The sequence below is a fragment of the Synechococcus sp. CCAP 1479/10 genome, from assembly GCF_019038515.1.
Classification (GTDB): Bacteria; Cyanobacteriota; Cyanobacteriia; order PCC-6307; family Cyanobiaceae; genus Cyanobium.
The window spans coordinates 43,357-69,632 of record NZ_JAFKRJ010000026.1; the positions used below are offsets into that span (position 1 = coordinate 43,357).

The 26,276-nt window shown below is 70.7% G+C and carries 26 protein-coding genes; 16 read left to right on the plus strand and 10 right to left on the minus strand.

What is annotated here, in order from left to right:
- Positions 1–50: 50 nt before the first annotated feature.
- On the minus strand, positions 51–1,799 hold the full coding sequence (locus KUG39_RS08450; RefSeq protein ID WP_216914481.1) for an ABC transporter ATP-binding protein: 1,749 nt from the start codon (positions 1,797–1,799) through the stop codon (positions 51–53).
- 68 nt (positions 1,800–1,867) lie between these two features.
- Between KUG39_RS08450 and KUG39_RS08455 the strand changes: the two genes are divergently transcribed.
- From KUG39_RS08455 to KUG39_RS08505, 11 genes are all read left to right on the plus strand, one after another.
- A complete protein-coding gene (locus KUG39_RS08455) occupies positions 1,868–2,176 on the plus strand; it encodes a DUF3288 family protein (protein WP_216914483.1) in 309 nt (102 codons plus the stop codon).
- 183 nt (positions 2,177–2,359) lie between these two features.
- Positions 2,360–3,400 carry an anthranilate phosphoribosyltransferase gene (trpD, locus tag KUG39_RS08460; RefSeq protein ID WP_216914485.1) on the plus strand — a complete coding sequence of 347 codons (1,041 nt, stop codon included), beginning with the start codon at positions 2,360–2,362 and terminating at the stop codon, positions 3,398–3,400.
- Positions 3,397–4,593, plus strand: coding sequence for a glutamine-hydrolyzing carbamoyl-phosphate synthase small subunit (gene carA, locus KUG39_RS08465; protein ID WP_286193060.1), 1,197 nt, complete (start codon positions 3,397–3,399; stop codon positions 4,591–4,593). The genes trpD and carA overlap by 4 nt, the downstream gene beginning before the upstream one ends.
- A gap of 68 nt (positions 4,594–4,661) precedes the next feature.
- Positions 4,662–5,045, plus strand: a complete 384-nt coding sequence (locus KUG39_RS08470) for an STAS domain-containing protein (RefSeq protein ID WP_094585891.1) — start codon at positions 4,662–4,664, stop codon at positions 5,043–5,045.
- 16 nt (positions 5,046–5,061) lie between these two features.
- Complete coding sequence (locus KUG39_RS08475) at positions 5,062–5,469, plus strand: Mini-ribonuclease 3 (protein WP_216914487.1); 408 nt, start codon at positions 5,062–5,064, stop codon at positions 5,467–5,469.
- Positions 5,466–7,289: a 23S rRNA (guanosine(2251)-2'-O)-methyltransferase RlmB gene (gene rlmB / locus KUG39_RS08480; protein ID WP_286193061.1), complete on the plus strand. Its 1,824-nt coding sequence runs from the start codon at positions 5,466–5,468 to the stop codon at positions 7,287–7,289. Before KUG39_RS08475 ends, rlmB begins: the two co-directional genes overlap by 4 nt.
- A 63-nt stretch (positions 7,290–7,352) precedes the next feature.
- The gene (locus KUG39_RS08485) at positions 7,353–7,604 is read left to right on the plus strand and encodes a DUF1816 domain-containing protein (RefSeq protein WP_094584478.1); all 252 of its coding nucleotides are present in this window, start codon (positions 7,353–7,355) and stop codon (positions 7,602–7,604) included.
- A 44-nt stretch (positions 7,605–7,648) separates the two neighbouring features.
- Complete coding sequence (gatA, locus tag KUG39_RS08490; protein WP_216914489.1) at positions 7,649–9,121, plus strand: Asp-tRNA(Asn)/Glu-tRNA(Gln) amidotransferase subunit GatA; 1,473 nt, start codon at positions 7,649–7,651, stop codon at positions 9,119–9,121.
- Between the two features lie 82 nt (positions 9,122–9,203).
- Entirely contained in the window at positions 9,204–9,602 is a 399-nt protein-coding gene (locus KUG39_RS08495) for a YybH family protein (protein ID WP_190609311.1), read from the plus strand.
- A 6-nt stretch (positions 9,603–9,608) separates the two neighbouring features.
- Positions 9,609–10,055: a hypothetical protein gene (locus tag KUG39_RS08500; RefSeq protein WP_216918285.1), complete on the plus strand. Its 447-nt coding sequence runs from the start codon at positions 9,609–9,611 to the stop codon at positions 10,053–10,055.
- Positions 10,056–10,150: 95 nt separating this feature from the next.
- Positions 10,151–13,681, plus strand: a complete 3,531-nt coding sequence (locus KUG39_RS08505; RefSeq protein WP_216914657.1) for a DNA polymerase III subunit alpha — start codon at positions 10,151–10,153, stop codon at positions 13,679–13,681.
- On the opposite strand, the gene KUG39_RS08510 is transcribed toward KUG39_RS08505, so the two are convergent.
- From KUG39_RS08510 to ruvA, 3 genes are all read right to left on the minus strand, one after another.
- Complete coding sequence (locus KUG39_RS08510; RefSeq protein ID WP_216914493.1) at positions 13,661–14,086, minus strand: PAM68 family protein; 426 nt, start codon at positions 14,084–14,086, stop codon at positions 13,661–13,663. The genes KUG39_RS08505 and KUG39_RS08510 overlap by 21 nt on opposite strands.
- Before the next feature lie 10 nt (positions 14,087–14,096).
- Complete coding sequence (gene rpsO / locus KUG39_RS08515) at positions 14,097–14,366, minus strand: 30S ribosomal protein S15 (protein WP_015108092.1); 270 nt, start codon at positions 14,364–14,366, stop codon at positions 14,097–14,099.
- Positions 14,367–14,443: 77 nt separating this feature from the next.
- Entirely contained in the window at positions 14,444–15,094 is a 651-nt protein-coding gene (ruvA, locus tag KUG39_RS08520; RefSeq protein WP_216914495.1) for a Holliday junction branch migration protein RuvA, read from the minus strand.
- Positions 15,095–15,116: 22 nt separating this feature from the next.
- Between ruvA and KUG39_RS08525 the strand changes: the two genes are divergently transcribed.
- Positions 15,117–15,590: a hypothetical protein gene (locus tag KUG39_RS08525; RefSeq protein WP_216914497.1), complete on the plus strand. Its 474-nt coding sequence runs from the start codon at positions 15,117–15,119 to the stop codon at positions 15,588–15,590.
- Here KUG39_RS08525 and KUG39_RS08530 read toward each other — a convergent pair.
- The gene (locus KUG39_RS08530) at positions 15,579–16,997 is read right to left on the minus strand and encodes a cation:proton antiporter domain-containing protein (RefSeq protein ID WP_216914499.1); all 1,419 of its coding nucleotides are present in this window, start codon (positions 16,995–16,997) and stop codon (positions 15,579–15,581) included. The two genes, KUG39_RS08525 and KUG39_RS08530, sit on opposite strands and share 12 nt — an antisense overlap.
- Positions 16,994–17,908, minus strand: coding sequence for a DMT family transporter (locus KUG39_RS08535; protein ID WP_353617363.1), 915 nt, complete (start codon positions 17,906–17,908; stop codon positions 16,994–16,996). Before KUG39_RS08535 ends, KUG39_RS08530 begins: the two co-directional genes overlap by 4 nt.
- 124 nt (positions 17,909–18,032) lie before the next feature.
- Here KUG39_RS08535 and dnaG point away from each other — a divergent pair, with 124 nt between their 5' ends.
- Positions 18,033–20,117, plus strand: a complete 2,085-nt coding sequence (gene dnaG / locus KUG39_RS08540) for a DNA primase (protein WP_094584486.1) — start codon at positions 18,033–18,035, stop codon at positions 20,115–20,117.
- Positions 20,118–20,176: 59 nt separating this feature from the next.
- Entirely contained in the window at positions 20,177–21,175 is a 999-nt protein-coding gene (locus tag KUG39_RS08545) for a GGDEF domain-containing protein (RefSeq protein WP_216914502.1), read from the plus strand.
- A 5-nt stretch (positions 21,176–21,180) separates the two neighbouring features.
- Here KUG39_RS08545 and KUG39_RS08550 read toward each other — a convergent pair whose 3' ends face one another.
- The 4 genes from KUG39_RS08550 to KUG39_RS08565 are packed head-to-tail and all read right to left on the minus strand — an operon-like array spanning position 21,181 to position 23,865.
- Positions 21,181–22,461, minus strand: a complete 1,281-nt coding sequence (locus tag KUG39_RS08550; RefSeq protein WP_216914504.1) for a Y-family DNA polymerase — start codon at positions 22,459–22,461, stop codon at positions 21,181–21,183.
- Positions 22,440–22,829: a LexA family protein gene (locus tag KUG39_RS08555; RefSeq protein ID WP_233133809.1), complete on the minus strand. Its 390-nt coding sequence runs from the start codon at positions 22,827–22,829 to the stop codon at positions 22,440–22,442. Before KUG39_RS08555 ends, KUG39_RS08550 begins: the two co-directional genes overlap by 22 nt.
- Positions 22,830–22,871: 42 nt before the next feature.
- Positions 22,872–23,327, minus strand: a complete 456-nt coding sequence (locus tag KUG39_RS08560) for a hypothetical protein (RefSeq protein WP_216914506.1) — start codon at positions 23,325–23,327, stop codon at positions 22,872–22,874.
- Between the two features lie 10 nt (positions 23,328–23,337).
- Positions 23,338–23,865 carry a pentapeptide repeat-containing protein gene (locus tag KUG39_RS08565; protein WP_094584490.1) on the minus strand — a complete coding sequence of 176 codons (528 nt, stop codon included), beginning with the start codon at positions 23,863–23,865 and terminating at the stop codon, positions 23,338–23,340.
- A 227-nt stretch (positions 23,866–24,092) separates the two neighbouring features.
- Between KUG39_RS08565 and KUG39_RS08570 the strand changes: the two genes are divergently transcribed.
- Together KUG39_RS08570 and KUG39_RS08575 are read left to right on the plus strand one after the other, a co-directional pair.
- Positions 24,093–25,694: a putative bifunctional diguanylate cyclase/phosphodiesterase gene (locus tag KUG39_RS08570; protein ID WP_216914508.1), complete on the plus strand. Its 1,602-nt coding sequence runs from the start codon at positions 24,093–24,095 to the stop codon at positions 25,692–25,694.
- A 12-nt stretch (positions 25,695–25,706) separates the two neighbouring features.
- Positions 25,707–26,201, plus strand: a complete 495-nt coding sequence (locus KUG39_RS08575) for a DUF2721 domain-containing protein (protein WP_094584492.1) — start codon at positions 25,707–25,709, stop codon at positions 26,199–26,201.
- Positions 26,202–26,276: the final 75 nt, after the last annotated feature.

Consider the following 26,276-nt stretch of genomic DNA (forward strand, 5'->3'; position numbering starts at 1 on the left):
CCCAGCCGGCGCCCTGGATGCGGGCTGCTCAACAACTGTTAGAAACCGCCTCAGGCGGCCTGGAGCTGGCGGACGGCCTCCTCCCGGTCCCACAGCCGGCGGTAGGTGCCCTCCTGCTGCAGCAGGTCGTTGTGGTGGCCTTCCTGCACCAGGTGGCCCGCCTCCAGCACCAGGATCCGGTCGCAGGCCGCCGCCGCCGAGAGCTGGTGGCTGATCATCACCACCGTGCGCCGCTGCTCCTCGCGCACAGAGCGCAGGATGCCCGCGGCGGTGGTGTTGTCGACGCTGGCCAGGGCGTCGTCGAGCACCAGCAGGGGGGCGTCCACCAGCAGGGCCCGCCCCAGGGCGGTGCGTTGGCGCTGACCGCCGCTGAGGGTGATGCCCCGCTCCCCCACCAGGGTGCGGTAGCCGTCGGGGAAGCCCTTGATGTCCCCCTCCAGGCGGGCCTGACGGGCGGCCTCCTCGACCCGGTCCATGCCGGCCTCCGGGTCGCCGTAGCGCAGGTTGTCGGCCAGGCTGGCGGTGAACAGGTAACCCTCCTGGGGAACCAGGGCCACCTGCCGGCGCAGGTCGCTCAGCCGCAGCCGCGTCACGTCGACGCCGTCGAGGAAGAGCTGGTCGGGCGGCACCTCCACCATCCGCCCCAGGGCCCGGGCCAGGGTGGTCTTGCCGCAGCCCACCGGACCCACCACCGCCACCAGCTCCCCCGGGTGGATCGTGAAGCTGAGGTTCTCGAGGGACGGTTGCCCCGCCCCCGGGTAGCGGACCGTGAGCCCCCGGGCCAAGACGGCCCCGAGCGCCGGCCGGGCCGGGGGCAGGGGATCGGCGGGGGAGACGATGGCGGGGGGATGGCTGAGCAGGGATTCCACCCGCTCCAGGCTCACCTGACCGGTCTGGAAGGTGTTGAGGGTGAATCCCAGCAGGGCCGTCGGGAAGACCAGGCGCTCCACGAACAGGATCAGGGCCACCAGATCGCCGATGCTGAGCCGACCGCTCTCCAGCTGGCCGCTGCCCAGGGCCAGCAGCAGCAGCAGGCTCAGGGAGGCGATTCCCTCCAGCATCGGGAACAGGGTGCTGCGGGTGCGCGCCAGGGAAAGCTGGGCGTCCAGGTACACCTTGTTGAGGTCGGCGAAGGCCTTCTCCTCGGTGGCCTCCTGGCCGTAGATCTTGATGGCGCCGATGCCGCTGAGGTCCTCCTGGACCAGGTCACTGAGGTTGGCCAGCACCTCCTGCTGGCGCCGCTGCTGCTTCATCATCCGGCCGCCGAACAGGCGCACCACCATCAGCATGCCGGGATAGAGGGAGACCGCCGCCAGGCTCAGCAGCGGATCGATCGCCAGCATCGCCGGCAGGGTGAGGGCATAGGCCAGCACCGTGTTGGTGAGGCTGAGCAGGGCGAAGCCCAGCAGCCGCCGGATGTTCTCCACATCACTGGTGGCCCGGCTGATCACCTCGCCGCTGCCGGTGGTCTGCACCCAGCCCGGGTCCTGGGTGAGCACGTGGTCGAAGATCCGCTCCTTGAGGCTCGCCTCCACCTGGCGGCCCACTCCGAACACCAGCATCCGGGAATAGAGCCGGGTGGCCCCCATCACCGTGGCCATCACGATGATCAGTCCGGCCACGCCGAGCACGTCCGCCAGCACGAAGCCGGGCTTGAGCTCGTTGATCGACTGCCGCACCACCAGCGGAATCGCCACCCCCAGCAGGTTCACCACCACCAGGGCGGCGGCCCCCACCAGCACCGTGCGTCTGTGGGGCCGGAGGTACCGCCCGATCAGATCCAGCCGCAGGGCAGCCATGCAGGAAGGCGGGGCAAGGGGGTCCCTAACCTAGGCATCACTCCCCTGGCCCCCGGGCCGCCCGGGCCATGGACGACCAGAACCATCCCCTCCATGCCATCGACCGGGAGACAGTCGACCGGCTGCTGGCGGTGGAGCGGCCTGAGGACGGCCACCTGGTGGATGCGGCCCGGCTGCAGATGCGCTACGCGGGCTTCCCCGGAGCCGCCGACATCCGCGACGACCTCGAGCGGGTCCTGCGGCTCTGGGGTCTGGAGGTCGGCGCGCTCCACGCCCGCACCCGGGCCATCTGGGCGGCAGGCTTCCGGCCCGGTGCCGCACCGGTGGCCGAAGCGGTGGGCTCGGGCTTCGACACCGCCTCCGACGACGCCGGCTGAGGGGCGGCGGCGGGACGGTTGGACCCCGTTGGTCAGAACGGCCCACTTCGGGCGATAGTGGGGGCGTCCCCATCACCCGGCCCGGCGTGCTCTGCACCCGGGCTTTTTTCTTGCGCTCCTGTCCCCCGTTCCTGTCGCTGGCCGGACTCCCGTAAGTTGCCGCTGATGCTTCAGCGTTCGGTGATGTCCGCCTCCCCCACCTGGCCCCAGCTGCTGGAGCAGCTCCTCAACGGCCGGGATCTCCAGGCCGACCAGGCCGCCGCCCTGATGCGGGGCTGGCTGGACGGGAGCATCGATCCGGTGCTCACCGGAGGCCTGCTGGCCGCCCTGCGGGCCAAGGGCACCAGCGGCGAGGAACTGGCGGCGATGGCCGCCGTCCTGCGGGAGGCCTGCCCCCTGCCGGGCGAGCGGCCGCCCCTGGAGCTGATTGACACCTGCGGCACGGGCGGGGCCGGGGCCGACAGCTTCAACATCTCCACCGCCGTGGCCTTCACGGCGGCCGCCTGCGGTGCCCATGTGGCCAAGCACGGCAACCGCAGCGCCAGTGGCCGGGTCGGTTCGGCCGACGTGCTCGAGGCCCTGGGCCTCGACCTGGGGGCTCCCCTGGCCACGGTGGTGGAGGCCCTGCCGCGCACCGGCGTCACCTTCCTGTTCGCCCCGGGCTGGCATCCCGCCCTGGTGGGCATGGCCCCCCTGCGCCGCACCCTCGGTGTGCGCACCGTGTTCAATCTGCTCGGACCGCTGGTCAATCCCCTGACGCCCGAGGCCCAGGTGCTCGGGGTGGCCCGCCCCGACCTGCTCGATCCGATGGCCGACGCCCTGCGCCGGCTCGGCCAGCGGCGGGCCGTCGTCGTCCACGGCCACGGCGGCCTCGATGAGGCCACCCTCTCGGGTCCCAGCGAGCTGCGCCTGCTGGAGGACGGTGAGGTGCGCAGCGACTGGCTCGACCCCGCGGCGCTGGGGCTGGCCCCGGCGGATCTGGAGGCCCTCAGGGGCGGGGATGTGGCCGCCAACCGCGCCATCCTCGAGGCGGTCCTGCAGGGCGGCGGCACCCGGGCTCAGGCCGATGTGGTGGCCCTGAACGCCGCCCTGGTGCTCTGGGCCGCCGGGCTGGAGCCGTCCATCGCCGCGGGTCTGGAACGGGCCCGCCAGGCCCTGGGCGACGGCAGCGCCTGGGCCAGGCTGGAGGCGCTGCGCGGCGCCCTGGCGGGTTCTGAAGGATGATCGGGATTCCTGCCGACGCCCCCCTGGACACCCCACAGGCGGCCCCCGAGACCCCCCGCAGCGACGGCGACACGCCGGCCGTGCTCGTTCTGGCCGATGGCACCGTGCTGCGGGGGTTGGCCTGCGGCGCCCGCGGCAGCGTCTGCGGCGAGGTGGTCTTCAACACCGGCATGACCGGCTACCAGGAGGTGCTCACCGATCCGAGCTACGCCGGCCAGCTGATCACCTTCACCTACCCGGAACTCGGCAACACCGGCGTCAACGGCGAGGACCTGGAGGCCGACCACGCCCACGCCCGCGGCTGCATCCTGCGCCAGCTCGCCCCCACGCCCAGCAGCTGGCGCTGCCAGGAGACCCTCGACCACTGGCTGGTCCGCCAGGGGGTGGTGGGCATCCGTGGCGTCGACACCCGGGCCCTGGTGCGCCACCTGCGGGAAGGCGGCGCCCTCAACGGCGCCATCGCCAGCGACGGCACCGACCCAGCCGCGCTGCTGCAGCGGGTGCGGGCCGCCCCCTCGATGGACGGACTCAACCTGGCCGCCCAGGTGAGCACCCGGGAGCCCTACACCTGGGACCGCAGCTGCGCGGCCGCCTTCGACGCCAGGTTCCAGGCCTCTCCCGACCGTCCCTACCGGGTGGTGGCGATTGATTTCGGCATCAAGCGCGCCATCCTCGAGCGCCTGGTGGCCCATGGCTGTGCGGTCACCGTGCTGCCGGCGGACGCCACCCTGGAGCAGGTTCTGGCCCTGGAGCCGGAGGGGGTGTTCCTCTCCAACGGACCCGGTGATCCGGCCGCCGTGGCCGAGGGCATCGCCCTGGCCAGGGACCTGCTGCTGCAGCCCCAGCTGCCCGTCTTCGGCATCTGCCTGGGTCACCAGATCCTCGGCCTGGCCCTGGGGGGCCGCAGCTTCAAGCTCGGCTACGGCCACCGCGGCCTCAACCACCCCTGCGGCTCGCCCGGTTCGGTGGAGATCACCAGCCAGAACCACGGCTTCGCCCTCGATGCGGCCTCCCTTCCGGCCGAGCGGGTGCGGATCACCCACCTCAACCTCAACGACCGCACCGTGGCGGCCCTGGCCCTGCGCCACCAGCCCGTCTTCGGTGTCCAGTACCACCCGGAGGCCAGCCCCGGTCCCCACGACGCCGACCACCACTTCGCCCGGTTCGTGGCGTTGATGGCGGAACGTCGCTGAATCGGCACGTTTCGTTGCGGTTCCCGCATTCTGGATCGGGGTCTCTACAGTTCGGCGCGTTCAACTCCTTGAGGACTGGGGCCATCACCGACCTGCAGCGACTGACCGTCTCCCTGAGAGGGGGCAGCGAACGGCGGGATGCGTGCCTGCTGTTCAGTTTCACGGGGCAGCTGGACGCCTATTCCGACAAGCAGTTCACCGAATTCATCACGGACCGCCACAAGGGAGAGACCCTCCCGGTGGTCATCGACCTGAGCCGGATCGATTTCATCGACTCCTCCGGACTCGGCGCCCTGGTGCAGCTGGCCAAACTGTTCAACGACAGCTCCCGCCAGTTCATCGTCGTCGGCAACGCCCGGGTCGTCCAGACGGTCAAGCTGGTGCGCCTGGAAGCCTTCCTGCACCTGCAACCCGATCTGGAGTCCGCCCTTGGCAGCCTCGCCCCCGCCTGAGGGGCCCGGCCACTGGATGGCCTCCGTGCCCCCCCAGGCACCATCCACGGAACTCGCCACGGCCCAGCTGGCCTGGCTGGGGGATGCGGTCTGGGAACTGCACCAACGGCTGCGCCACTGCCGCCAGCCGGCCCGGGCCGCCGATCTGCACCGGGCGGTGGTGGCCGAGGTCCAGGCCGAAGCCCAGGCCGAGGCCCTGCAGCGACTGGATCCCCTGCTCAGCGACGCGGAGCGCCGCCTGGTCCTGCGCGGTCGCAACCAGGCCGGCCGGGGTCCCCGCCGCGGCGCGCCCCAGGCCTATGGGCAGGCCACGGGATTTGAGACGATGCTGGGATGGCTTTTTCTGCAGGACCCCAGACGGCTGGCTGAGCTGCTGGACCATCTCGAGAAGACCGAACCCCGTTCCCCATCCGCCAGCCCATGAGTCCCTCCCCTGACCGCCGCGGCGACCGTCGCCCCGACCGTCGTCCTGACCGCCGCTCCGACCCCGGCGCTGACCGGACCCCCCGGCGTCTCGGCTCCGGTGCCGGCGGGCGCCCCGTCAGCCGCGGTTCCGGCTCCGCCCGCCCCCGCCGCCCCGGAGAGGGCTACAGCCGTGACAGGCCCACCTTCGATCGGGACCGTGGCGTTGAGAGGGGCGGTGAGCGGGGTGGCGAGCGCTCAGGTGCCCCCGATCGAGCCGGCGGCAGCCCCTATGGCCGTCGACCCTTTGAGGGCCGCCCCGGCGCCGATCGCCCCGACGACTCCCGCGGCGGCGGCGGCCGGCCGACCCGCGATCGGCGCCCTGGGGACCGCTTCGTCCCCGCCCGCCCCTCCTTCGGCCGCCCCGTCCCCGGCCGCTCCGGCGCCGGACGCCCGACCAGCGGCCGTCCCATCCCGTCGCGGACGGGGCCGGCCCGCCGCGGCCCGGCCCTGTTCCGGGACGCTGACCGCGCCCCGCGCCCCTTCCAGGGCCGCAGCGGCCCCGAGCGGCCGGAGTCCGACGGCTCCGATGTCGATTTCCGTGGCGCGGCGGAGGCCTTCGCCGCCTCCGCCCCCACCGACCTGATCTGGGGCCGTCACACCACCCAGGCCTCCCTGGAGAGCGGCCGGCCGATCCACCGGGTGTGGTGCACGCCCGAGATGCGCTTCAACCCCCGGTTCCTGCAGCTGCTTCGGGATGCCAAGGCCTCCGGCGTGCTGGTGGAGGAGGTGACCTGGGCGCGCCTGGGCCAGCTCACCGGGGGGGCCGTGCATCAGGGCATCGTGCTGCAGCCCGCCGCCGCCGAGACCCTCGACCTGACCAGCCTGATCGAAGGCTGCCGCAGCATCGGTGAAGCGCCCCTGCTGATCGCGGTGGACGGCCTCACCGATCCCCACAACCTCGGCGCCATCGTCCGCAGCGCCGAAGCCCTGGGGGCCCATGGCATGGTCCTGCCCCAGCGACGCAATGCCGGCCTGACCGGCTCGGTGGCGAAGGTGGCGGCCGGCGCCCTCGAGCACCTGCCGGTGGCGCGGGTGGTGAACCTCAACCGCTCCCTCGACACCCTCAAGCAGGAGGGCTATCGGGTGGTAGGTCTGGCCGAGGAGGGCACGGTCAGCCTGGAGGAGGTGGACCTGGAGGGTCCCCTGGTGGTGGTCACCGGTTCGGAGGGGGACGGCCTGTCGCTGCTCACCCGCCGCTCCTGCGACCAGCTGGTGCGCATTCCCCTGCGGGGCGCCACTCCGAGCCTCAATGCCTCCGTGGCCACGGCGCTGCTGCTCTACGAAGTCGCTCGGCGCGGCTGGATGCGGGGCCTGACGGGCACCGCCCCCGCCCCCAGGATCGTGCGGCCCTCGATGCCGGCGCCCCCCGACCCCGAGCCGGAGACCCGGCCCGAAGCTGTGGTGCTGCCGGAGACGGAGGCCATGCCGGACGTGGAGGGTGCCCCGGACGCGGAGGTCATGGCCGAACTGGATGCCCCGTTCCTGGACGAAGCAGCGGCTGAGGAGCTCGACGAGGAGCTCGACGAGGAGCTCGATGGTGACAACGGCCCTGCCTGGAGCCACCAGGAGGCTCAGGCCGAACCGGTAGCCACCGAGCTGGCCGAATCGGTAGCCACCGAGTCGGCCGAACCGACCGCCGCCGAACCCGACCCGGAAGACCTCCCGGTGATGCCGGAAGCGTCGCCTGCGCCGCTCGCCGAGCCCCAGGCGAACCCCCTGGAGCCCTTGCCCTATCTGCCATCGGCCCAGCCGGGCTTCGACGGTGACATCCGCCTCTGATGGCACCGGAGGGGGCGGCCCAGCCGCCCCCCAGAATGGCCACCTCGCCTCCCCCTCCCCTTCATGAACCCACTGCTCTGGCCCACGCGCGGCATCGCCAATGGGTTGGGCCTGGCCTGGTGGGCGCGGGTGGAGACCCACTCCCCCGACGCGGTGTACTGGTTCGGGCCCTTCGTGCGTCGGCGGACGCTGGAGCAGGCGCTGCCCGCCTTCCTGGACGACCTTCGGGCGGAGTCACCGGCCTCCCTGGAGCACCAGTGCCTGCGCACCGGTCGCAGCGAGCCGTTCACCGAATTTTCCGATCTGGCCGGCTGATTCTGGCCGACTGATAGCGTCCATCGCAGCTGGCTAGCGGTTGGATGGGCATCGCCGAATGGCGGGAGCAGCTTCAGCGGGGCGAGGTGTCGGCCCGGGAGCTCACGGATCGCCACCTGGCGCGCATCGCGGCGGTGGATCCCACCGTGCATGCCTTTCTGGAGGTCACCGCCGAGCGGGCGCGGGCCGATGCCGATCGCATCGATGCGGCACGGGCGGCCGGTGAGCCCCTGCCCCCCCTGGCCGGCATTCCCCTGGCCATCAAGGACAACCTCTGCACCAAGGGGATCCGCACGACCTGCTCCAGCCGCATGCTGGAGAACTTCGTTCCCCCCTACGAATCCACGGTGACCGAGCGGCTCTGGCGGGCCGGTGCGGTGCTCCTGGGCAAGACCAACCTCGACGAGTTCGCCATGGGCAGCTCCACCGAGACCTCGGCCTTCGGTGCCAGCCGCAACCCCTGGAATCCGGATCGGGTGCCCGGCGGCAGCTCCGGCGGCAGTGCGGCCGCCGTGGCCGCCGGTGAATGCATCGGTTCGCTGGGCTCCGACACCGGCGGTTCGATCCGCCAGCCCGCCAGCTTCTGCGGGGTGGTGGGCCTCAAGCCCACCTACGGCCGGGTGAGCCGCTGGGGACTGGTGGCCTTCGCCTCCTCCCTCGACCAGGTGGGCCCGTTCAGCAGCAGCGTGGCCGATGCCGCCGAGCTGCTGCAGGTGATCGCCGGGGAGGACCCGCGCGATGCCACCTGTCTGCGGGCGCCGGTTCCCGATTACGGCGCCGACCTGGCGAAGCCCATCAAGGGCCTGCGGGTGGGGCTGATCCGTGAGTGCTTCGACCAGGAGGGGCTGGACCCTGCTGTGAAGGCCTCGGTGCTGGCGGCCGCCGCCCAGCTGGAGGCCCTGGGCTGTGAGCTGGTGGATGTGAGCTGCCCCCGTTTCAACGACGGCATCGCCACCTACTACGTGATCGCCCCCTCGGAGGCGTCCGCCAACCTGGCCCGCTACGACGGCGTCAAGTACGGCTTCCGGGCCGCTCCCGGCGAGCCCGGCAGCGATGGGCTGGCGGCGATGACCGCCCGCAGCCGGGCCGAGGGCTTCGGCGAGGAGGTGCAGCGGCGCATCCTGATCGGCACCTATGCCCTCTCCGCCGGCTACGTGGATGCTTACTACCGCAAGGCCCAGCAGGTGCGCACCCTCATCCGTCGCGATTTCGACCGCGCCTTCGAGACCGTCGACGTGCTGCTGACCCCCACCTCGCCCACCACCGCCTTCCCCAGCGGCGCCCACGCCGGCGATCCCCTGGCCATGTACCTGGCCGATCTGCTCACCATCCCCGCCAACCTGGCCGGCCTGCCGGCCATCAGCGTGCCCTGCGGCTTCGACGCCCAGGGCCTGCCGATCGGCCTGCAGCTGATCACCGGCGTGCTGGAGGAGCCCAAGCTGCTGCGGGTGGCCCATCAGTACGAGCAGGCGGCCCGGGTGATGGACGCCCGGCCCGCGGCGGCGCTGGTGGCCTGAGCGGGAGGCAGCATCCCCACCCTGCTGGATGGGCCAGGGGACGCGACCGTAAGGTTGCTGTCTTGATCGGGTGTCGCCGGCGATGAACCCGGACGAAGCGGCGATCCGCAACGTGCTGGATCGGTGGGCCGAGGCCACCCGCGAAGGTCGGCAGGACGACGTTCTCGCCCATCATCAGGACGATCTGGTGATCTTCGATGTCCTGTCGCCGCTGCGGTACACCTCGGCGGCGCAATACCGGGACAGCTGGGAGTCCTGGCAGCCGGACGCCCTGGGCCCCCTGACCTTCGCGTTGCAGGATCTCGCTGTCGAGGCGGGAGCTGATGTGGGTTATGCCTTTGGTCTGCTCCAATGCGGGGGGACACTCCCGGACGGACAGACGTTCAGCGATACCGTCCGCATCACGTTCTGCCTGCGCAAGGGTGATGGGCAATGGAAGGTTGCCCACCAGCACGTCTCCAAACCGATCGAAAGAGGCTGATTGATCGTGCGAGCCGCCATCGAGATCCAGAGGAAGCGCTGCCTGGCCGTCCTGCTGGTCCTGTTCACCGCAGCCTCGCCTGTCCGGGCTGATCAGGACAATGTCCGCTGTCTGCGATCCATCGGGGTGGAGCCTCTTCAGAGACTTCAGTTCGGCCTTCGAGCCAACAGTGATTCCAGCGCCTACGCCCTCTACCAGGGGAGTCCCGGCCCCATCCCCCTGAAACTGTTGAAGGTGACCGAGCTCAGGCGGGTCGAAGGGGGAAGGCCATCGGAGTTCGAGACGCAGTGGATGGAAGTGACGGCCCCGGCTTCCGCAGGGCGCTTTGTCTACACCAACCAAGGCGCCCTGATCGATGATTTCCATTACATCGACAACGATGGAAGGATCGTCAGATTCGTCGATGATGCCGATGTCCTGGAGGTCGGCCGCTGCAGCTGGGCACCGCCCTAGGCCGTCCATGGCGAGCTGATTCCGCCGGGGCACCAGATCTGGTGTTTCCCCCGGTAAGGTGGGCACCTCATGTGGTGGCGCTGCCCGCCGACGCCGTGGCCTTCGTTCCGCTCCACAACCACAGCGACTACAGCCTGCTGGACGGGGCCTCCCAGCTGCCGGCGATGGTGCAGCGGGCCGTGGAGCTGGGCATGCCGGCCCTGGCCCTCACCGACCACGGGGTGATGTACGGCGCCATCGAGCTGCTGAAGCTCTGCACCAAGGCGGGCATCAAGCCGATCATCGGCAATGAGATGTACGTCATCAACGGCTCGATCGAGGATCCGCAGCCGAAGAAGGAGCGTCGCTACCACCTGGTGGTGCTTGCCAAGAATGCCGTCGGCTACCGCAACCTGGTCAAGCTCACCAGCATCAGCCACCTGCGCGGCATGCGTGGCCGGGGGATCTTCTCGCGGGCCTGCATCGATAAAGCCCTGCTGCGCCAGTACAGCGAAGGGCTGATGGTGGCCACCGCCTGTCTGGGCGGTGAGATTCCCCAGGCGATCCTGCGCGGTCGCCCGGAGGTGGCCCGGGAGGTGGCGAGCTGGTACCGGGAGGTGTTCGGTGACGACTTCTACCTGGAGATCCAGGACCACGGCGGCCTCGAGGACCGCATCGTCAACGTCGAGATGGCCCGGATCAGCGCCGAGCTGGGCATCCCCCTGATCGCCACCAACGACGCCCACTACCTCACCAGCAACGACGTCGAGGCCCACGACGCCCTGCTGTGCGTGCTCACCGGCAAGCTGATCAGTGACGAGAAGCGCCTGCGCTACACCGGCACCGAATACATCAAGAGCGAGGCGGAGATGGCCCGGCTCTTCGGCGACCACCTCGAGCCGGAGGTGATTGCCGACGCCATCGCCACCACCGCCCGGGTGGCCGAAAAGGTGGAGGACTACGACATCCTGGGGCGCTACCAGATGCCCCGCTTCCCGATCCCCGAGGGCCACACCGCCGTCAGCTATCTCAGTGAGGTGGCCCACCAGGGCCTGCGGGACCGGCTGGGGATCGCTGCCGATGCCGCCATCGATCCGGCCTACGGGGAGCGGCTGGCGTTCGAGCTGCAGGTGATGGAGCAGATGGGCTTCCCCACCTACTTCCTGGTGGTGTGGGACTACATCCGCTTCGCCCGCGAGAACGGCATCCCGGTGGGGCCGGGCCGGGGTTCGGCCGCCGGTTCGCTGGTGGCCTATTCCCTCGGCATCACCAACATCGATCCGGTGGAGCACGGCCTGCTCTTCGAGCGCTTCCTCAACCCGGAACGCAAGTCGATGCCTGACATCGACACCGATTTCTGCATCGAGCGCCGCGGTGAGGTGATCGAGTACGTGACACAGCGCTACGGCGAGGACAAGGTCGCCCAGATCATCACCTTCAACCGGATGACCTCCAAGGCGGTGCTGAAGGACGTGGCCCGGGTGCTCGACATCCCCTACGGCGAAGCCGACCGGCTGGCCAAGCTGATTCCCGTGGCCCGGGGCAAGCCCGCCAAGCTCGCCGAGATGATCGGCGCCGAGTCGCCGGTGCCGGAGTTCCGCGAGAAGTACGAAAACGATCCCAAGGTGCGCCACTGGGTCGACCTGGCCCGCCGCATCGAGGGCACCAACAAGACCTTCGGCGTCCATGCCGCCGGCGTGGTGATCGCCGCCGAACCCCTCGACGAACTGGTGCCCCTGCAGCGCAACAACGACGGCCAGGTGATCACCCAGTACTTCATGGAGGACGTCGAGGCGATGGGCCTGCTGAAGATGGACTTCCTGGGCCTCAAGAACCTCACCATGATCGAGAAGACGATCGAGCTGGTGGCCCAGGCCGAGGGGGAACGGCTCGACCCCGATGCCCTGCCGGCCAACGATCCGGGCACCTACGCCCTGCTGGCCCGGGGCGATCTGGAGGGCATCTTCCAGCTCGAATCCAGCGGCATGCGCCAGATCGTCCGCGATCTCAAGCCTTCCTCCCTGGAGGACATCTCCTCGATCCTGGCCCTTTACCGGCCGGGCCCCCTCGATGCGGGCCTGATCCCCAAGTTCATCAACCGCAAGCATGGCCGCGAGGCCATCGATGTGGCCCACGCCAAGCTGGAGCCGATCCTCAAGGAGACCTACGGGATCATGGTCTACCAGGAGCAGATCATGCGGATCGCCCAGGATCTGGCGGGCTATTCCCTCGGTGAGGCCGACCTGCTGCGGCGGGCGATGGGCAAGAAGAAGGTGTCGGAGATGCAGAAGCACCGCCACCAGTTCGTCACCGGCGCCAGCGAACGGGGTGTGGAGGCCGCCATCGCCGACGCGCTGTTCGACCAGATGGTGCTGTTCGCCGAGTACTGCTTCAACAAGAGCCATTCCACCGCCTACGGCGCCGTCACCTACCAGACCGCCTACCTCAAGGCCCACCATCCGGTGGCCTACATGGCGGCCCTGCTCACGGTGAATGCCGGCACCACCGACAAGGTGCAGCGCTACATCGCCAACTGCCAGGCCATGGGCATTGAGGTGATGCCGCCGGACGTCAATGCCTCCGGCATCGACTTCACCCCCGTGGGCAAGAAGATCCTCTTCGGCCTCTCCGCCATTCGCAACCTGGGCGATGGCGCCATCCGCCAGTTGATCGAGGCCCGCGCCAGCGGCGGCCCCTTCCTGCACCTCGCCGATCTCTGCGACCGGATCCCGGGCCAGCAGCTCAACCGCCGGGCGCTTGAGTCGCTGATCCACTGCGGCGCCCTCGATGGCCTGGAGCCCAGGGCCAACCGGGCCCAGTTGATGGCCGACCTCGATCTGGTGCTCGACTGGGCCAGCTCCCGCGCCCGCGACCGGGCCAGCGGCCAGGGCAACCTGTTCGATCTGTTCGGCGGCGGGGCTGCCGGTGCTTCGGAGGGCACCGCTGCCGTGGAGGCCCCCGCCCCGCCGAAGGCCGCTCCGGTGCCCGATTACCCCCCCACCGAGAAGCTGAAGCTGGAGAAGGAGCTGCTGGGCTTCTACATCTCCGACCACCCCCTGCGCCAGCTGGCGTCCCAGGTGCGGCTGCTGACGCCGATCGGCCTGGCCAATCTCGAGGAGATGGCCGACAAGGCCAAGGTGAGCGTGGTGGTGATGGTGAGCGAGATCCGCCAGGTGACCACCCGCAAGGGGGACCGCATGGCCGTGCTGCAGCTGGAGGACCTCACCGGCTCCTGCGAGGCGGTGGTGTTCCCCAAGAGCTACGCCCGCCTGGCCGACCACCTGATGGTGGATGCCCGCCTGCTGCTCTGGGCCGGCGTCGACCGCCGCGACGACCGGGTGCAGCTGCTCGTGGACGACTGCCGCAGCATCGAGGACCTGCAGTTGGTGATGGTGGAGCTGGCCCCCGAGCAGGCCGGCGACATCGCCGTCCAGCACCGCCTGCGGGAATGCCTCACCCGCCACCGGCCTGGCCAGGACGAGGCGGGGGTGCGGGTGCCGGTGGTGGCCCTGGTGAAGCACCAGGACGAAACCCGCTTCGTGCGCCTGGGGGGTCAGTTCTGCGTCGCCGACGCGCCTGCGGCCGTGCAGACCCTGGCCTCGGCCGACTTCAGGGCCTGGCTGCGCTCACCCCTGGGGAGTGCCTGATCCTGAACCGGTGCCCGGAGCGCCCTGGCGCATCGCCCGCACCGAGGCCCGCACCCGGCCGATGTTGACGCCGATCTGCTCGAAGCCCAGCACGCTGCCGGGAGCGTCCTCCCAGCTGGCCGAAAGCACGCCGTAGCTGAGGCCCAGCAGGCCGAGCAGAAAGAAGGCCCCGGAGCCCACCAGGGTGAGGCCGGGGGGGATGTCGAGCACGCCCCGGCTCACCAGCAGGTAGCTGGCGACGAACACCCCCATGCCGAGCACCGTGGGGGTGCCGGTGGCGATGGCGATGCGCCGCACCATGCGGTTGGCCACCGCATCCGGGATCACCTGCTGGCGGGGCGCCCTGGCCGGGGTCTGCACGGGGCGGTCCGCCCCGAAGGATTTCGGCTTCGGCCGACGGGCCATGGATCCGTCCTCAGCCGCGGATGCCGAGCTTCTTGATCAGTTCGGCGTAGCGGGTCTCGCTCTGGGCGCGGAGGTAGCCGAGCAGACGCTTGCGGCGGCCGATCATCTTGAGCAGCCCCTGGCGTGAGGAGAAGTCGTGGATGTTCTTCTGCAGGTGGCCACTGAGTTGCTGGATCCGCTCGCTCAACATCGCGACCTGCACTTCCACCGAGCCGGTGTCAGTGCCGTGGGCCTGATGGGAATTGATCAGTTCCTGTTTCTGGGTGGTGGTGAGCGGCATGGGCGGATCTGAGCCCGAACGGTGCAAACCAACACCTTAACGTGCGGCCCGTTGACCCTCCCCAGGAGCGGCCCGATTCAGGCCACGGCGCGGGAGAGCCAGCGCAGACTTTCCCGGATCCAGTCGTCGGCGCCGGCGGACCCATCGATCCCCGCGGCGACGGCCCGCAGGGCCCGGTGGATTTCCAGGGGCTCGTAGCCGAGGGCCACCAGGGTGATCTGCACCTCCTCGCGGCAGGGGGCCGAAGGCACGCCGTCGACCCCATCGCCAGGCTCCCCGTCGTCCTCCAGGGGATCCACCAGGCCGCTGAAGCGCTCCTGCAGGCGGGCTCGCAGCTCCACTGACAGCCGTTCGGCCGTGCGCTTGCCCACCCCCGGAGCCAGGCAGAGGCTGCGCAGGTCGGCGTGGACGATGGCGCGCACGAGATCGGGCACCTCCAGCGCCCCGAGCAGGCCCAGGGCCATCTGGGGGCCCACGCCGCTCACGGCCACCAGCTCGCGGAACAGGTCCCGCTCACGCCGATCGGGGAAGCCGTAGAGGGTCCAGCCGTCGTCGCGGATGCTGTGGTGGATGTGCAGCGCCAGTTCGCTGCCCTCCTCCGGCAGGCGACGCCACTGCCGCAGGGTGAGCTGCACCTCGTAACCCACCCCCTGGCAGATCAGCAGCGCCCCGCAACGGTGAGCCTGCTGCCATGGTTCGGCCAGTCGCCCCTGCAGCCAGCCGATCATGGTGAGACGTGCGTCAGCCCCCATGCTGCCCCTCCTGCCAAGCCCCCCGGCTCGCCTCCCCTCGCTGCCGGCCCCGGTGCCGGAGCTGCTGCTGGCGGGGCTGCTGGCCGTGCTGCTGCTTCTGGGCGGCTGCGGCAGGGTCGGCCAGCCCCCCAGAAGCGTGCTGCTCGACGCCCTTTCCCTGCAGATCCAGCTCACCCAGGGAGCCATCGCCCAGGCCCTCGATCTCCAGGCGGACGGGATGCCTGAGGTGAGCCGGGTGCGGGTCGATGCCCAGGATGCCGTGGCCATCGGGGCGGACCGCGGCCTGCACCTCACCGGTCGCTTCGACTGGCGCCTGCCGGGGGATGCCATCCGGGTCGACAGCCCCTTCGAGCTCTACCTGCAGCCGGGCTCCAGGGGGGAGAGCTGGCGGCTGGCCCGCCCCAGCGGCAGCAGCGACGGCAGCAGCCAGGACTGGATCACCGACCCCCTGCCCCTGCGCTCACGGGGCTGAGGGGGCCCCTTCGGAGAGCCGCAGCCAGCGGGCCACGTGCGGCAGGGTGAGGCCCTGCACCAGCAGGTTGATCACCACGACGCAGAAGACGATGCCGCCGGCGTTCTGCACCAGGGACGGCACCGCGGCCGGGTCGATGCCGCGCACCCTGGGGATGGCGTCGACCATCTCGAAACTCAGGGCCAGGGGAACGGCCCCCCGCAGACCGCACCAGGACACCAGGAGCGAATCCCGCAGAGTGAAGGGGGAGAAGCGCTGCAGCAGCAGCACACTCGCCGGCCTGGCCACCAGCATCATGGCCAGGGCGACAACGATGCCCTCGGGCAGCGCCGGCAGAAGTTCGAGCGGATGGACGCTCAGACCGAAGATCAGGAAGACGGTGATCTCGGTCATGTTGTTGAACGGCAGCAGGGTCTGCTGCAGGGCCTCCGGTGTGATCCGTTCGTTGCTGTAGGTGTGGTTGCGCAGCATCAGGCCCGCCACGTAGGCGCTGATGAAGCCGGAACCACCCATCAGCTCCGCCACGCCGTAGGAGATCAGGCTGATGGCGATGCCCAGGATCAGCAGCTGGTTGCTCTCCCGCACCAGCCGGTTGAGGCTGAAGCGCCCCAGATAGCTCACGCAGACCCCGATCAGCAGACCGGAGCCGATCTTCTGCAGGAAGGTCTGCAGCTGCTCCACCACCACGACCTGGTGCCCGCCGCTGGCCCCCTCCAGGGTCGTCAGGCCGATCACCACGCCCAGAAACAGGATGCCGGTGGGATCGTTGACGGAGGATTCGAACTGCACCAGGGCCGCCAGCCGCCGTGGGATCGCCCGCTCCACCAGCTGCAGCACATTCATCGTGGCCCCGGCGTCGGTCGACCCCAGACAGGCGGCGATCAGCATCGCCACGGCCAGCGGCACCTGCCGGAAACCGAGTTCGATGCCGGCCGCATCGGGGGAGGCCACAAACCAGATGATCAGACCCAGCATCAGGCTGGAGATGATTACCCCTCCCACCGCCAGGATGATGCCGTATTCCAGAAAGCCGCGAATCGAGCGGATATCGGTTTCCAGTCCGGCGTTGAACAGCAGGATCGACAGACTCAGAACCTGCAGTCGCAGGATCGTGTCATGGCTGAACAGGGTGACGGAGGGGTTGATCAGCAGGCCGAACAACAGAACGCCGAGAATCGCCGGCACTCCGATCTTGAGCGAAAAGCGACTGATCGCCAGGGTGCCGAGAAAGATGCCGCCGATGGTCAGCATCATCAGCGGCAGGGGGACGATGCCGGGCGCGATCGGCGGCCTGATCAGTGGCGTCTCCGCTCCCTGACTGAAGCCCGCCACCACCGTGGCCAGCCAGCAATGGAGCCCAACGGGGAATGGCGGGGACAGCAGAGGGACCCAATCCGGCGGCGTCATCGTACGGGCGGCTTCTGCGTCGATGGCACCGCCCCGGCGACTCCCGGAGGTTTGCCCAGGCAGATCAATGTGGCGACCAGGATCAGGCCCGCCCCAGCCGCCGTGGGCAGATCGATGGGCTCCCCGAAGATCCACCAGCCCCAGAGGGCGGCGAATCCCACCTGCACGTAGCTGATCGCCGTCGCCCGGGCCGCCGGCAGCTGGGTGAGGGCCCGGGTGAGCCCCACCTGGCCCAGCTGGGTGAACACCCCGATCGCCACCAGCCAGAGCAGCTCGGGCGGTGTGGGCAGCACCGGATCCAGCAGCACCGCCGGCAGGCTCAGGGGCACGGCCACGAGCGGAAAGTAGAGGATGATCACGGCCGGATGCTCGCTTTCCGCCAGGCGACGCACGCTCACGTAGGCCACGGCGGTGAGCAGGGCGCCGGCCACCGCCACCAGCACCCAGAGCGCCGGCAGGGGGGCGCCGGCCGTGGGCCGGGCCACCAGCAGCACCCCCAGCCAGCCCAGCCCCATGGCCGCCAGCACGCGCCGCCCCAGCCGTTCGCCCAGCAGCAGCCAGGCCAGCAGCGCCGTGAAGGTGGGGTAGAGGTACTGGAGCACCGTGGCGGCGGCCAGAGGCAGGTGCACAACGGCGGCATAGACGCAGAACAGGGCGGCACTGCCCACCAGACCCCGCACCATCAGCAGCCCCCGGCGCTGCCCCCAGGGATCCACGCCGATCCGGCGGACCATCGCGTAGCTCAGGGCCAGGCTCACCAGGGCACGGGCCAGCACCACCTCGGCCAGGGGGAGACGGTCGCCCACCTGCTTGACCCCCACCACCATCAGGCTGAAGGCGAGGGCGCTCAGCACCATCCAGGCCCCGGCCGGGAGGGCACCAGCGCCGCCGACGGGGCTGATTCGGTTCACCCGGCGATCTCCAGCGGTGGTGGCAGGCCCCAGAATGGCGCCAGTCCGACCACCACCGCTGGGGGGCGTGGCGCCCGTTGCTCCACTCCTTACCTCACAAGCCCTTCCCCTTGAGCCTTCACCCTTGAGCCTTCCCCGTCTCCACCCCCGCACGATCGAGGCCGTCAAGGAGCGGGCCGACATCGTTGATGTGGTGGGGGAGCACGTGGTGCTCAAGAAGAAGGGCCGGGAATTCGTCGGGATCTGCCCGTTCCACGACGACAAATCCCCGTCGATGACGGTGTCGCCCGCCAAGCAGTTCTATTACTGCTTCTCCTGTGGGGCCGGCGGCAACGCCATCAAGTTCCTGATGGAGCTGCAGCGCACCAGCTTCAGCGAGGTGGTGCTGGATCTGGCGCGCAAATACCAGCTGCCGGTCGAGACCCTCGATGGTCCCCAGCAGGAGCGGCTGCGCCAGCAGCTCTCCCGCCGCGACCGGCTGCACCGGGTGCTGGCCCTGGCGGCGGGCTGGTTCCAGGGCCAGCTGCGCGCACCGGAGGGGGCGGCGGCCCTCACCTACCTGCGCCAGACCCGCGGCCTCTCCGAAACCACCCTGGAAGCGTTCCAGCTGGGCTATGCCCCGGCCGGCTGGGACGGCCTGCTGCAGCACCTCCAGCAGGTGGAGGGCCTGGGCCCCGACCTGCTGGAGGCCGCCGGCCTGGTGGTGGCCCGCAAGGGGGGCGGCGGCTTCTACGACCGCTTCCGCGACCGGGTGATGGTGCCGATCCGGGACCGCCAGGGCCGGGTGATCGGCTTCGGCGGGCGCGGCCTGGACGGGGCCGAGCCGAAGTACCTCAACTCCCCGGAAACGGAGGTGTTCGAGAAGGGCAAGCACCTGTTCGGGCTGGATCGGGCCGCCGACCCCATCCGCCGCGACGACCGGGCCGTGGTGGTGGAGGGCTACTTCGATGTGATCGCCCTGCACGCCGCCGGCATCACCAATGCGGTGGCAGCCCTCGGCACGGCCCTCAGCTCCAGCCAGATCACCCAGCTGTGCCGCTGCTGCGACAGCCGGCGCCTGATCCTCAACTTCGACAGCGACGGGGCGGGCATCCGCGCCGCCCAGCGGGCCATCGGCGAGGTGGAGCAGCTGGCGCTGCAGGGCCAGCTGGAGCTGCGGGTGCTGCACCTGCCCGCCGGCAAGGACCCGGACGAGTTTCTCCAGCAGCACGGCCCGGGGGAGTACCGCTCCCTGCTGGACCAGGCCCCCCTCTGGCTCGACTGGCAGATCGAGCAGGTGCTCGAAGGCAAGGATCTGGCCCGGGCCGACCAGTTCCAGCAGGCCGTCTCGGGGCTGGTGCAACTGCTGGGCAAGCTGCCCCAGTCGGCCGTGCGCAGCCACTACCTGCAGCAGGTGGCGGAGCGCCTCTCCGGCGGCCAGGCCCGGCTGGCCATCCAGCTGGAGGAGGACCTGCGCCAGCAGGTCAAGGGCCAGCGCTGGCACGGCCGTTCGGCGAAATGGGAGCAACCCGGGGAGGTGGGCCACCGGGAGCGGGCCGAGGCGGAGATCCTGCGCCTCTACCTTCACTGCCCCGCCTGGCGCGGCGTGATCCGCGCCGAGCTGCGCCGCCGGGAGCTCGATGACTTCGCCCTCCAGCACCACCGCCAGCTCTGGGCCGCCATCGGTGAACTGGAGGAGGACAACCTCGGGGCCGGCCGGCTCGAGGCCATCAACCGGGGCACCGACCCCGGCCTGGATCTGGCCGACCTCGATCTGCCCCGCCTGCTGGGCGACCGGCTGCTGGTGGAGCAGAGCGCCCTGCTCAGCCGCCTCACCCCCCTGCTGGAGCCCAGTGAGGTGCAGCGGCTGGCCCTGGCCCACCCACCCCTGCAGCTGCGGGGGGCCACGGCGTCGCTGGAGCGCCAGCGGGTGCTGCGCCGCTGCCGCCACCTGCTCGATGCCTGGTCGAGCCAGCGCCTCCAGACCCTGGAGCACTGCATCGCCCGGCTGCTGGAGGAGGAGCGCGACGCCCCCCCTGCGGCGGCCGCCCCCCCGGTCACCGGCGCCGGCCTCGACATGGAGACCCGAATCCACGACCTCTTCGACGCGCTCAACGGCGACGCCCTGCGCTTCCAGGAGGCCTACTACGCCGAACGCCGTTATCTGAATCAGCTGGATGACGGCCGCCGTGCCGGCTACGAGGAGACCCTCACGGCCCCGGCCGCCTGACGCCGGGATCCGCTCGCCGCCTTCCGTTCTGCCTACAGTTTCTGTGGAGGCAAGGTCCCATGGCGTCATATCCGGCCTTTCCCGTCCCCGCCGATGAGGACCAGCGGCTCCGCGACCTGGAGCGCTACGGGCTGTTCGAAGCCGACAGCGACGAGCACTTCGACCGGATCCTGGATCTGGCCGCCGCCATCTTCCGGACGCCCATCGTGGCCCTGTCCCTGGTGGAGGCCGACCGGCAGTGGTTCCTGGCCAAGCGGGGCCTCGACGTGCGCGAAACCCCCCGTGAGATGGCCTTCTGCGCCCACGCGATCGTCCACGACGACGTGATGGTGGTGCCCGATGCCCGCGCCGACGAACGCTTCCGCAGCAACCCCCTGGTCTTCGCCGATCCCCACATCCGCTTCTATGCCGGCGCGCCCCTGCAGACGCCGGAGGGCCACAACCTCGGCACCCTCTGCGTCATCGACCGGGAGCCCCGGGACCTCAGCGCCGAGCAGCGCGCCGTGCTGCACCGCCTTGCCCAGCTGGCCATGCGTGAACTGGAACTGCGGCGCCTCGCCCACCTCTGCCCGGTCACCGGCCTGCCCACCCGCCACACCTTCCTGACCATCGGCGAGCGGGAGTTCGCCCGTGCCCGCCGCGATCACCATCCCCTGTCGCTGCTGCTGTTCGATGTCGACAATCTGCGGCTGATCAACAACCGCTGGGGCCACGCCGCCGGCGACCGGGTGCTGGCCGATCTGGTCCAGCTGGCCCGCACCTTCCTGCAGGAGCAGGACTTCGCCGCCCGCCTGGGGGATGGGGAGTTCGCCCTGCTGCTGGTGGGCATCGACGCGGATCGGGCGATGGCCCTGGCCGAGGCCCTCCGCACCGCCGTCACCCACATGTCCGGGGTGCACACCCATTCCGACTTCCGCCTGCACATCAGCGGCGGCCTCACCGCCCTGGCCTCCCAGGATCACGCCTTCCCCGACCTGATCCTGCGGGCCGAGCGGGCCCTTGAGCTGGCCAAGGGCAACGGCCGCGACCAGGTCGCCAGCCTCTTCGAGCGCCCCTGAGGGCCTCAGGCCCGCACCACCGGCACATCGCTCAGGCGGGTGGTGGCCGCCCGGGACAGGCGCGAGCGGCGCATCGTCCAGCGGGGCCGCAGGCCGCAGGCGGCCCACTGCACCGTGCCGCTGCCGTAGCGGCGGTTGAGGCCGTCGACGGCGGCCATCAGGGCCTCGCGCCGCCGCTGCTGCTCCGGCGGCAGCGGCACCAGCAGATGGTGCTGCAGCAGCGCCGCCGGCTGCAGATCCTGCAGCAGCACCCCCGCCTTCTGCAGCGGCTTGTGGGGCCGGAACAGCCGCTCGGCCAGGGGCAGGGCGGCGGCGAGCAGCACGGCGGTGTCGTTGCTGGGCAGGGGCAGGGCGACGGTGGCGGCGTTGGCGTAGAAGCGGGTGCCGTTGAAGGGGCTGCTGCGCACGAACACCGTGACGCTGCCCGCCCGCTGTCCCTGGCGGCGCAGCTTCTCGCCGGCCCGGCTGAGGTAGGTGGCGATCGCCTGCCGCAGGCTCTCGAGGCTGGTGACCGGCTCGCTGAAGCTGCGGCTGACGCAGGTTTCCTGCTTCGCCGGCGGCACCGCCACCAGGGGCAGGCAGCTGTGGCCGCGCAGCTCCTGCTGCAGACGCACCCCCACGACGCCGCAGCGGTGCCGCAGCTCGCCGCTCGGCATGTCGCGCAGGGCCCGGGCGTTGGCGATGCCCCGCAGCCGGCACCAGCGGGACAGCTTGCGGCCGATGCCCCAGACGTCCTCGATGGCGATGGCCTCCAGCCAGGGGCCCGGATCCCCCGCCTGGCCCAGATCGAAGACGCCGCCATGGGAGGGGTCGCGCTTGGCGATGCGGTTGGCGATCTTGGCCAGCACCTTGGTGGGGGCGATGCCCACCGCCACCGGCAGGCCCAGCTGGCGGCGCACCTGGCGGCGCAGGTCTGTCCCCCAGGCGCTGAGGTCGCCGTCGCCGGGCGGGCGGTGCAGGCGACCGAAGGCCTCGTCGATGGAATAGACCTCCAGCTCCTCCACCCAGGCTTCGAGGCTGGCCATCAGCCGCTGGCTCATGTCGGCGTAGAGGCCGTAGTTGGAACTGCGCACCACCACGCCGCGGCGTTCCAGGTCGTGGCGCACCTGGAACCAGGGGGTGCCCATGGGAATGCCCATGGCGCGGGCCTCGGCACTGCGGGAGACGATGCAGCCGTCGTTGTTGGAAAGCACCACCAGGGGCTTGCCGATCACGGCGGGATCGAGGGCCGCCTCGCAGGAGGCGTAGAAGTTGTTGCCGTCGATCAGGACTGTGGCCTGGGCCATCGACCTCCCGGCAGCGAACGGATCACGTGCAGGGCCACGCCCCAGAGGCGGTCGTCGTCGCTGCCGCCGAGGGCCAGGGGCGGGTAGGCGGGGTTGGCCGCCTCCAGCCACCAGCGCGGCCCGCGGCGCACCAGGCGCTTGAGGGTGAAGCCCCCCTCCAGCAGGGCCACCACGATGCGGCCGGAGCGGGGAGCGACCCCCCGGTCCACGACGAGCAGGTCGCCGTGGCGGATGCCGGCGCCGACCATCGAATCGCCGCAGACGCGCAGCAGCAGGGTGCGCTCGGGGTGGAGGTTCAGCTGGGTGTTGAGGTCGACCCCCGGGCCGGGATCGGGGTGACGGGGATCGGGGTGAGGGGGATCGGGCACGGGCCCCGGGCGACAGACTTCACCTTAGTACGAATGTACTGGTCAGTCCCCGTCTTCGAGCAGCAGCTGTTGAAAGGCGGTGTAGAGCTCCCGTTCGCTGTCGTCGGCCGGGGGGCGCCGGTTCGCCCCGGTCCGGGGGGTCGGGGTGCTACCCTGGGTGGTGGCCCCGGGGGAGGCCCCAGGGCCGCTCGGGTCGCCACTTGGGCCACCACTGGGGACCGGGCGGGGGCTGCCGGCGGAGGTGGGAGGTGTCTCCAGCTGCCGCAGGCGCTCCAGCAGATGGGGCGGCACGCTGCCGTCGGCGCTGACGTTCATCAGGGCGCGGAACAGCTTCTGGGGGTCCTGCTCGGTTTCCACCGGATGGCGACGCTCGAGCGCCGATGACCCGGGGGCCGGAGCGCCGGCGGCCGGGGTGGGAGGCGGCGGGGCGGGCAGCGGGCGGGGCAGCTGGCGGCCGAGGGCCTCCAGCCGCTCGCGGCTGCGGGCATCGAAGCTCATCGGGGCGGGCTCAGCTGCAGTTCAGTGTGTCGCGGGTGAGGCGGCCACTGACGGGATTGGTGCCGCTGGCGGCGGCACAGAGGCTGGTGAGGGCATCACCGCGCAGGGGCACGTTGGTGAAGTCGGCGCCGTCGATGAGCACCCCACGGAACTTGGTGTTGAAGGCGAAGGCGTCGTCGAGGCGGGCGTTGCGCAGGTCGGTGCCCTCGAACACGGCCGAATCCAGGGTGGCGTCCCGCAGGTCGCTGCCGCTCAGGTCGGCGTCCTGGAGCTTGGCGCCGAACAGGCTGGCGCCGCGCAGGTCGGCCCCCGAGAGATCGGCGTCGCGCAGGTTGGTGAGGTTGAAGGTGACACCGCGCAGGTCGGCACCGTGGAAATCGGCCCCGATCAGCACCTGTTTGGCGTAGTCCATCGCCGCCGCCACCGGCATGGGGCGGGCCAGCAGCAGCAGTCCATCCAGCAGCAGGGCCAGGAGCAGGGCCAGCAGCAGGGCCGGGAACCGGGGCACGGTGGGCGGCGGGGAGAGGGGGCGCGTCATCGGCGATGAAGCGGAGAAGATCAGCCTAGGCAAGGGCTCCACGGCGCTCCGAGGCCCGGTGAGGGATGCCGATGGGGAGAGGGCGACTAGCGTGATGCAGGACCGCATCGGCGGCCCGTTCGATCTCCGCAACCATTGATGACCAGGGACTTCCAGCCCAGGGCCTTCCGGCGATCAGGGGCCGGCCGCTGGCCCCACACCACGGAACCCCACACCACGGAACAACGATGGTGAGCCGTGTCGCCGAGGCAGGGGAGCCAGGGGCCGGAGCGATCGAGGGCCTGCTGCAGAAGATCGAGCGGCCGGCGGCCCTGGCCGATGGACAGGGGGTGATCCTGGCGGCGAACGGGGCCTTCTGCCGGCGTTCGGGGCTGGAGCTGGCGGCGCTGCGCCAGCGGTCCCTGCAGGAGCTCTGTGCCGCCGACGTGGCGCCGCTGCTGGCGGGGACCGTGGCGAGCCTGCGCAGTGATCTGGTCGGTGGGCCTCAGATCGATGGGGCGATTCCCCTGTCGCTCAGCCGCCTGCCCGCCAACGCCGGGCCGGGGGCGGTCTGGTGCCTGCTGGAGCTGCTCGACCAGCGGGTGAACCTGGCGGATCTGGATGGCCTGGTGACGGACCGCTACGGGGCCGGTGCCGTGCTGCTGCATCTGCAGGTGCTGCAGCTCGACCTGGTGCGCGGCCGGCTGGGCATCGCCGCCTGCGAGGCCCTGATCGAGGAGATCGCCCACCGCCTGGAGGCGGCCCTTCCGGCCGGTGGCTTCTTCTCCCGCCAGGGGGGGGACCGCCTGCTGGCCCTGGTGCCGGGAGCGATGGGCATCGACGCGGTGCGCGAAATGGCCGGCGAGCTGCTGACCAGCCTGGAGAGCCCCACCACGGTGCTGGAGCACGTCATCGAGCCATCGCTGAACGTGGGCATCAGCCGGGCCCCCGACGACGGCAGCGAGTTCTCGGTGCTCCTGGATGCCGCCACCCGGGCGCTGGAGGAAACCCACCGCCAGCCCTTTCCCAGCTGCTGCATCGCGGCGCCGGTGGAGCGGTCGGTCCAGCTGCAGGAACTGCTGGCCCGTCCGCTCGCCCTGGCGATCGAGCAGGAGCAGCTGGAGCTGGCCTTCCAGCCGATCATCGAGCTGGAATCCGGCCGGGTGATCGCCGCCGAGGTGCTCTGCCGCTGGGACGACCCGGTGCTGGGACGCCAGTCCCCCGCCGACTTCATCGACGTGGCCGAGGCCACGGCCCAGATCTCCTCCCTGGGGCGCTGGGTGATGGAGCGGGCGTTCGAGGCCCTCCGCCGCTGGGACCTCGCCGGGCTGCAGCTGGGCAGGATCTGCGTGAACGTCTCGCCGCTCCAGGTGCAGGATCCGACCTGGAGCAGCGACCTGCTGATGGCCCTGGAACGCCACCAGCTGACGCCCGATCGCATTGTCCTGGAGCTCACCGAAGGCAGCATCCTGGAGATGTCGACCCATGTGGCCGACCAGCTGCGGGATCTGAGGCGGCAGGGGTTCGCGCTGGCCATGGATGATTTCGGCACCGGCTATTCCGGCCTGCAGCGGCTCACCGAGCTGCCCTTCAGCGAAGTCAAGATCGACCGGAGCCTGATCTCCGCGATCGACTACGACCAGCTGCAGCAGGCCATGCTCAGCGCCGTGATCCGGCTCAGTGACGCCACCGGGATCATGGTGGTGGTGGAGGGGGTGGAACGCTCCCGCCAGCGGCAGATGCTGCTCACCCTCGGCTGTCGCCACGGCCAGGGGTACCAGCTCTCGGCCCCGCTTTCCGAACAGGAGCTGGAGGCCCTGCTCCAGAGCCAGATCGCAACGGAGGCCTGAGGGGATCCCCGGATGGCCTGGAGCCTCCCCCTGTTGCTGTCCATCGACATCGGCGATGGGCGCTCGGTGGCGGGGCTCTCCAAGGCGATCCAGCTGTCGGTGGCGCCGGTGTTCCTGTTCACCGGTGTCACCGGGCTGCTGAGCCTGTTCAGCTCCCGGCTGGCCCGGATCATCGACCGCACCCGTGTCCTGCAGGAGGCCCTGGCGAAGAGCCGGGCGCAGCCGGATCCCGATCCCGAGGACGGGGACCGGCTGGAGCAGGTGCTGGCGGTGCAGCGCCGCCGCACCTTCCTGATCAACCGGGCGATCCTGGCGGTCACCGTCACCGCCCTGCTGGTGGCCGCCGTGGTGGCGGTGCTGTTCATCAGCGCGGTGGCGGCCCTTGATGTCACCGCCATCGTGGTGCCCCTGTTCGTGGCGGCCATGGGCGCCATGATCGTGGGTCTGCTGCTGTTCCTGTTGGAGGTGCAGCTGGCCATCAGCCAGAACCCGCGCCGGTACTACTGAGTGCAGTTCAACTGAGAGCAGTCAACGCTGATCCAGTCAGCACCAGCGCCAGTGAACTGTCAAATTCGATACAGT

Excerpts from the sequence above, each read along its gene's own strand:
- KUG39_RS08530 (WP_216914499.1), bottom strand. The coding sequence starts at position 16,997 with ATGACGCCGCCGGATTGGGTCCCTCTGCTGTCCCCGCCATTCCCCGTT.
- KUG39_RS08570 (WP_216914508.1), top strand. The coding sequence starts at position 24,093 with ATGGTGAGCCGTGTCGCCGAGGCAGGGGAGCCAGGGGCCGGAGCGATC.
- KUG39_RS08525 (WP_216914497.1), top strand. The coding sequence starts at position 15,117 with ATGCTGCCCCTCCTGCCAAGCCCCCCGGCTCGCCTCCCCTCGCTGCCG.
- gatA (WP_216914489.1), top strand. The coding sequence starts at position 7,649 with ATGGGCATCGCCGAATGGCGGGAGCAGCTTCAGCGGGGCGAGGTGTCG.
- KUG39_RS08455 (WP_216914483.1), top strand. The coding sequence starts at position 1,868 with ATGGACGACCAGAACCATCCCCTCCATGCCATCGACCGGGAGACAGTC.
- trpD (WP_216914485.1), top strand. The coding sequence starts at position 2,360 with ATGTCCGCCTCCCCCACCTGGCCCCAGCTGCTGGAGCAGCTCCTCAAC.
- rpsO (WP_015108092.1), bottom strand. The coding sequence starts at position 14,366 with ATGCCGCTCACCACCACCCAGAAACAGGAACTGATCAATTCCCATCAG.
- carA (WP_286193060.1), top strand. The coding sequence starts at position 3,397 with ATGATCGGGATTCCTGCCGACGCCCCCCTGGACACCCCACAGGCGGCC.
- KUG39_RS08560 (WP_216914506.1), bottom strand. The coding sequence starts at position 23,327 with ATGAGCTTCGATGCCCGCAGCCGCGAGCGGCTGGAGGCCCTCGGCCGC.
- KUG39_RS08545 (WP_216914502.1), top strand. The coding sequence starts at position 20,177 with ATGGCGTCATATCCGGCCTTTCCCGTCCCCGCCGATGAGGACCAGCGG.
- KUG39_RS08450 (WP_216914481.1), bottom strand. The coding sequence starts at position 1,799 with ATGGCTGCCCTGCGGCTGGATCTGATCGGGCGGTACCTCCGGCCCCAC.
- KUG39_RS08575 (WP_094584492.1), top strand. The coding sequence starts at position 25,707 with ATGGCCTGGAGCCTCCCCCTGTTGCTGTCCATCGACATCGGCGATGGG.
- KUG39_RS08475 (WP_216914487.1), top strand. The coding sequence starts at position 5,062 with ATGGCCTCCGTGCCCCCCCAGGCACCATCCACGGAACTCGCCACGGCC.
- rlmB (WP_286193061.1), top strand. The coding sequence starts at position 5,466 with ATGAGTCCCTCCCCTGACCGCCGCGGCGACCGTCGCCCCGACCGTCGT.
- KUG39_RS08565 (WP_094584490.1), bottom strand. The coding sequence starts at position 23,865 with ATGACGCGCCCCCTCTCCCCGCCGCCCACCGTGCCCCGGTTCCCGGCC.
- KUG39_RS08495 (WP_190609311.1), top strand. The coding sequence starts at position 9,204 with ATGAACCCGGACGAAGCGGCGATCCGCAACGTGCTGGATCGGTGGGCC.
- KUG39_RS08485 (WP_094584478.1), top strand. The coding sequence starts at position 7,353 with ATGAACCCACTGCTCTGGCCCACGCGCGGCATCGCCAATGGGTTGGGC.
- KUG39_RS08510 (WP_216914493.1), bottom strand. The coding sequence starts at position 14,086 with ATGGCCCGTCGGCCGAAGCCGAAATCCTTCGGGGCGGACCGCCCCGTG.
- ruvA (WP_216914495.1), bottom strand. The coding sequence starts at position 15,094 with ATGATCGGCTGGCTGCAGGGGCGACTGGCCGAACCATGGCAGCAGGCT.
- KUG39_RS08550 (WP_216914504.1), bottom strand. The coding sequence starts at position 22,461 with ATGGCCCAGGCCACAGTCCTGATCGACGGCAACAACTTCTACGCCTCC.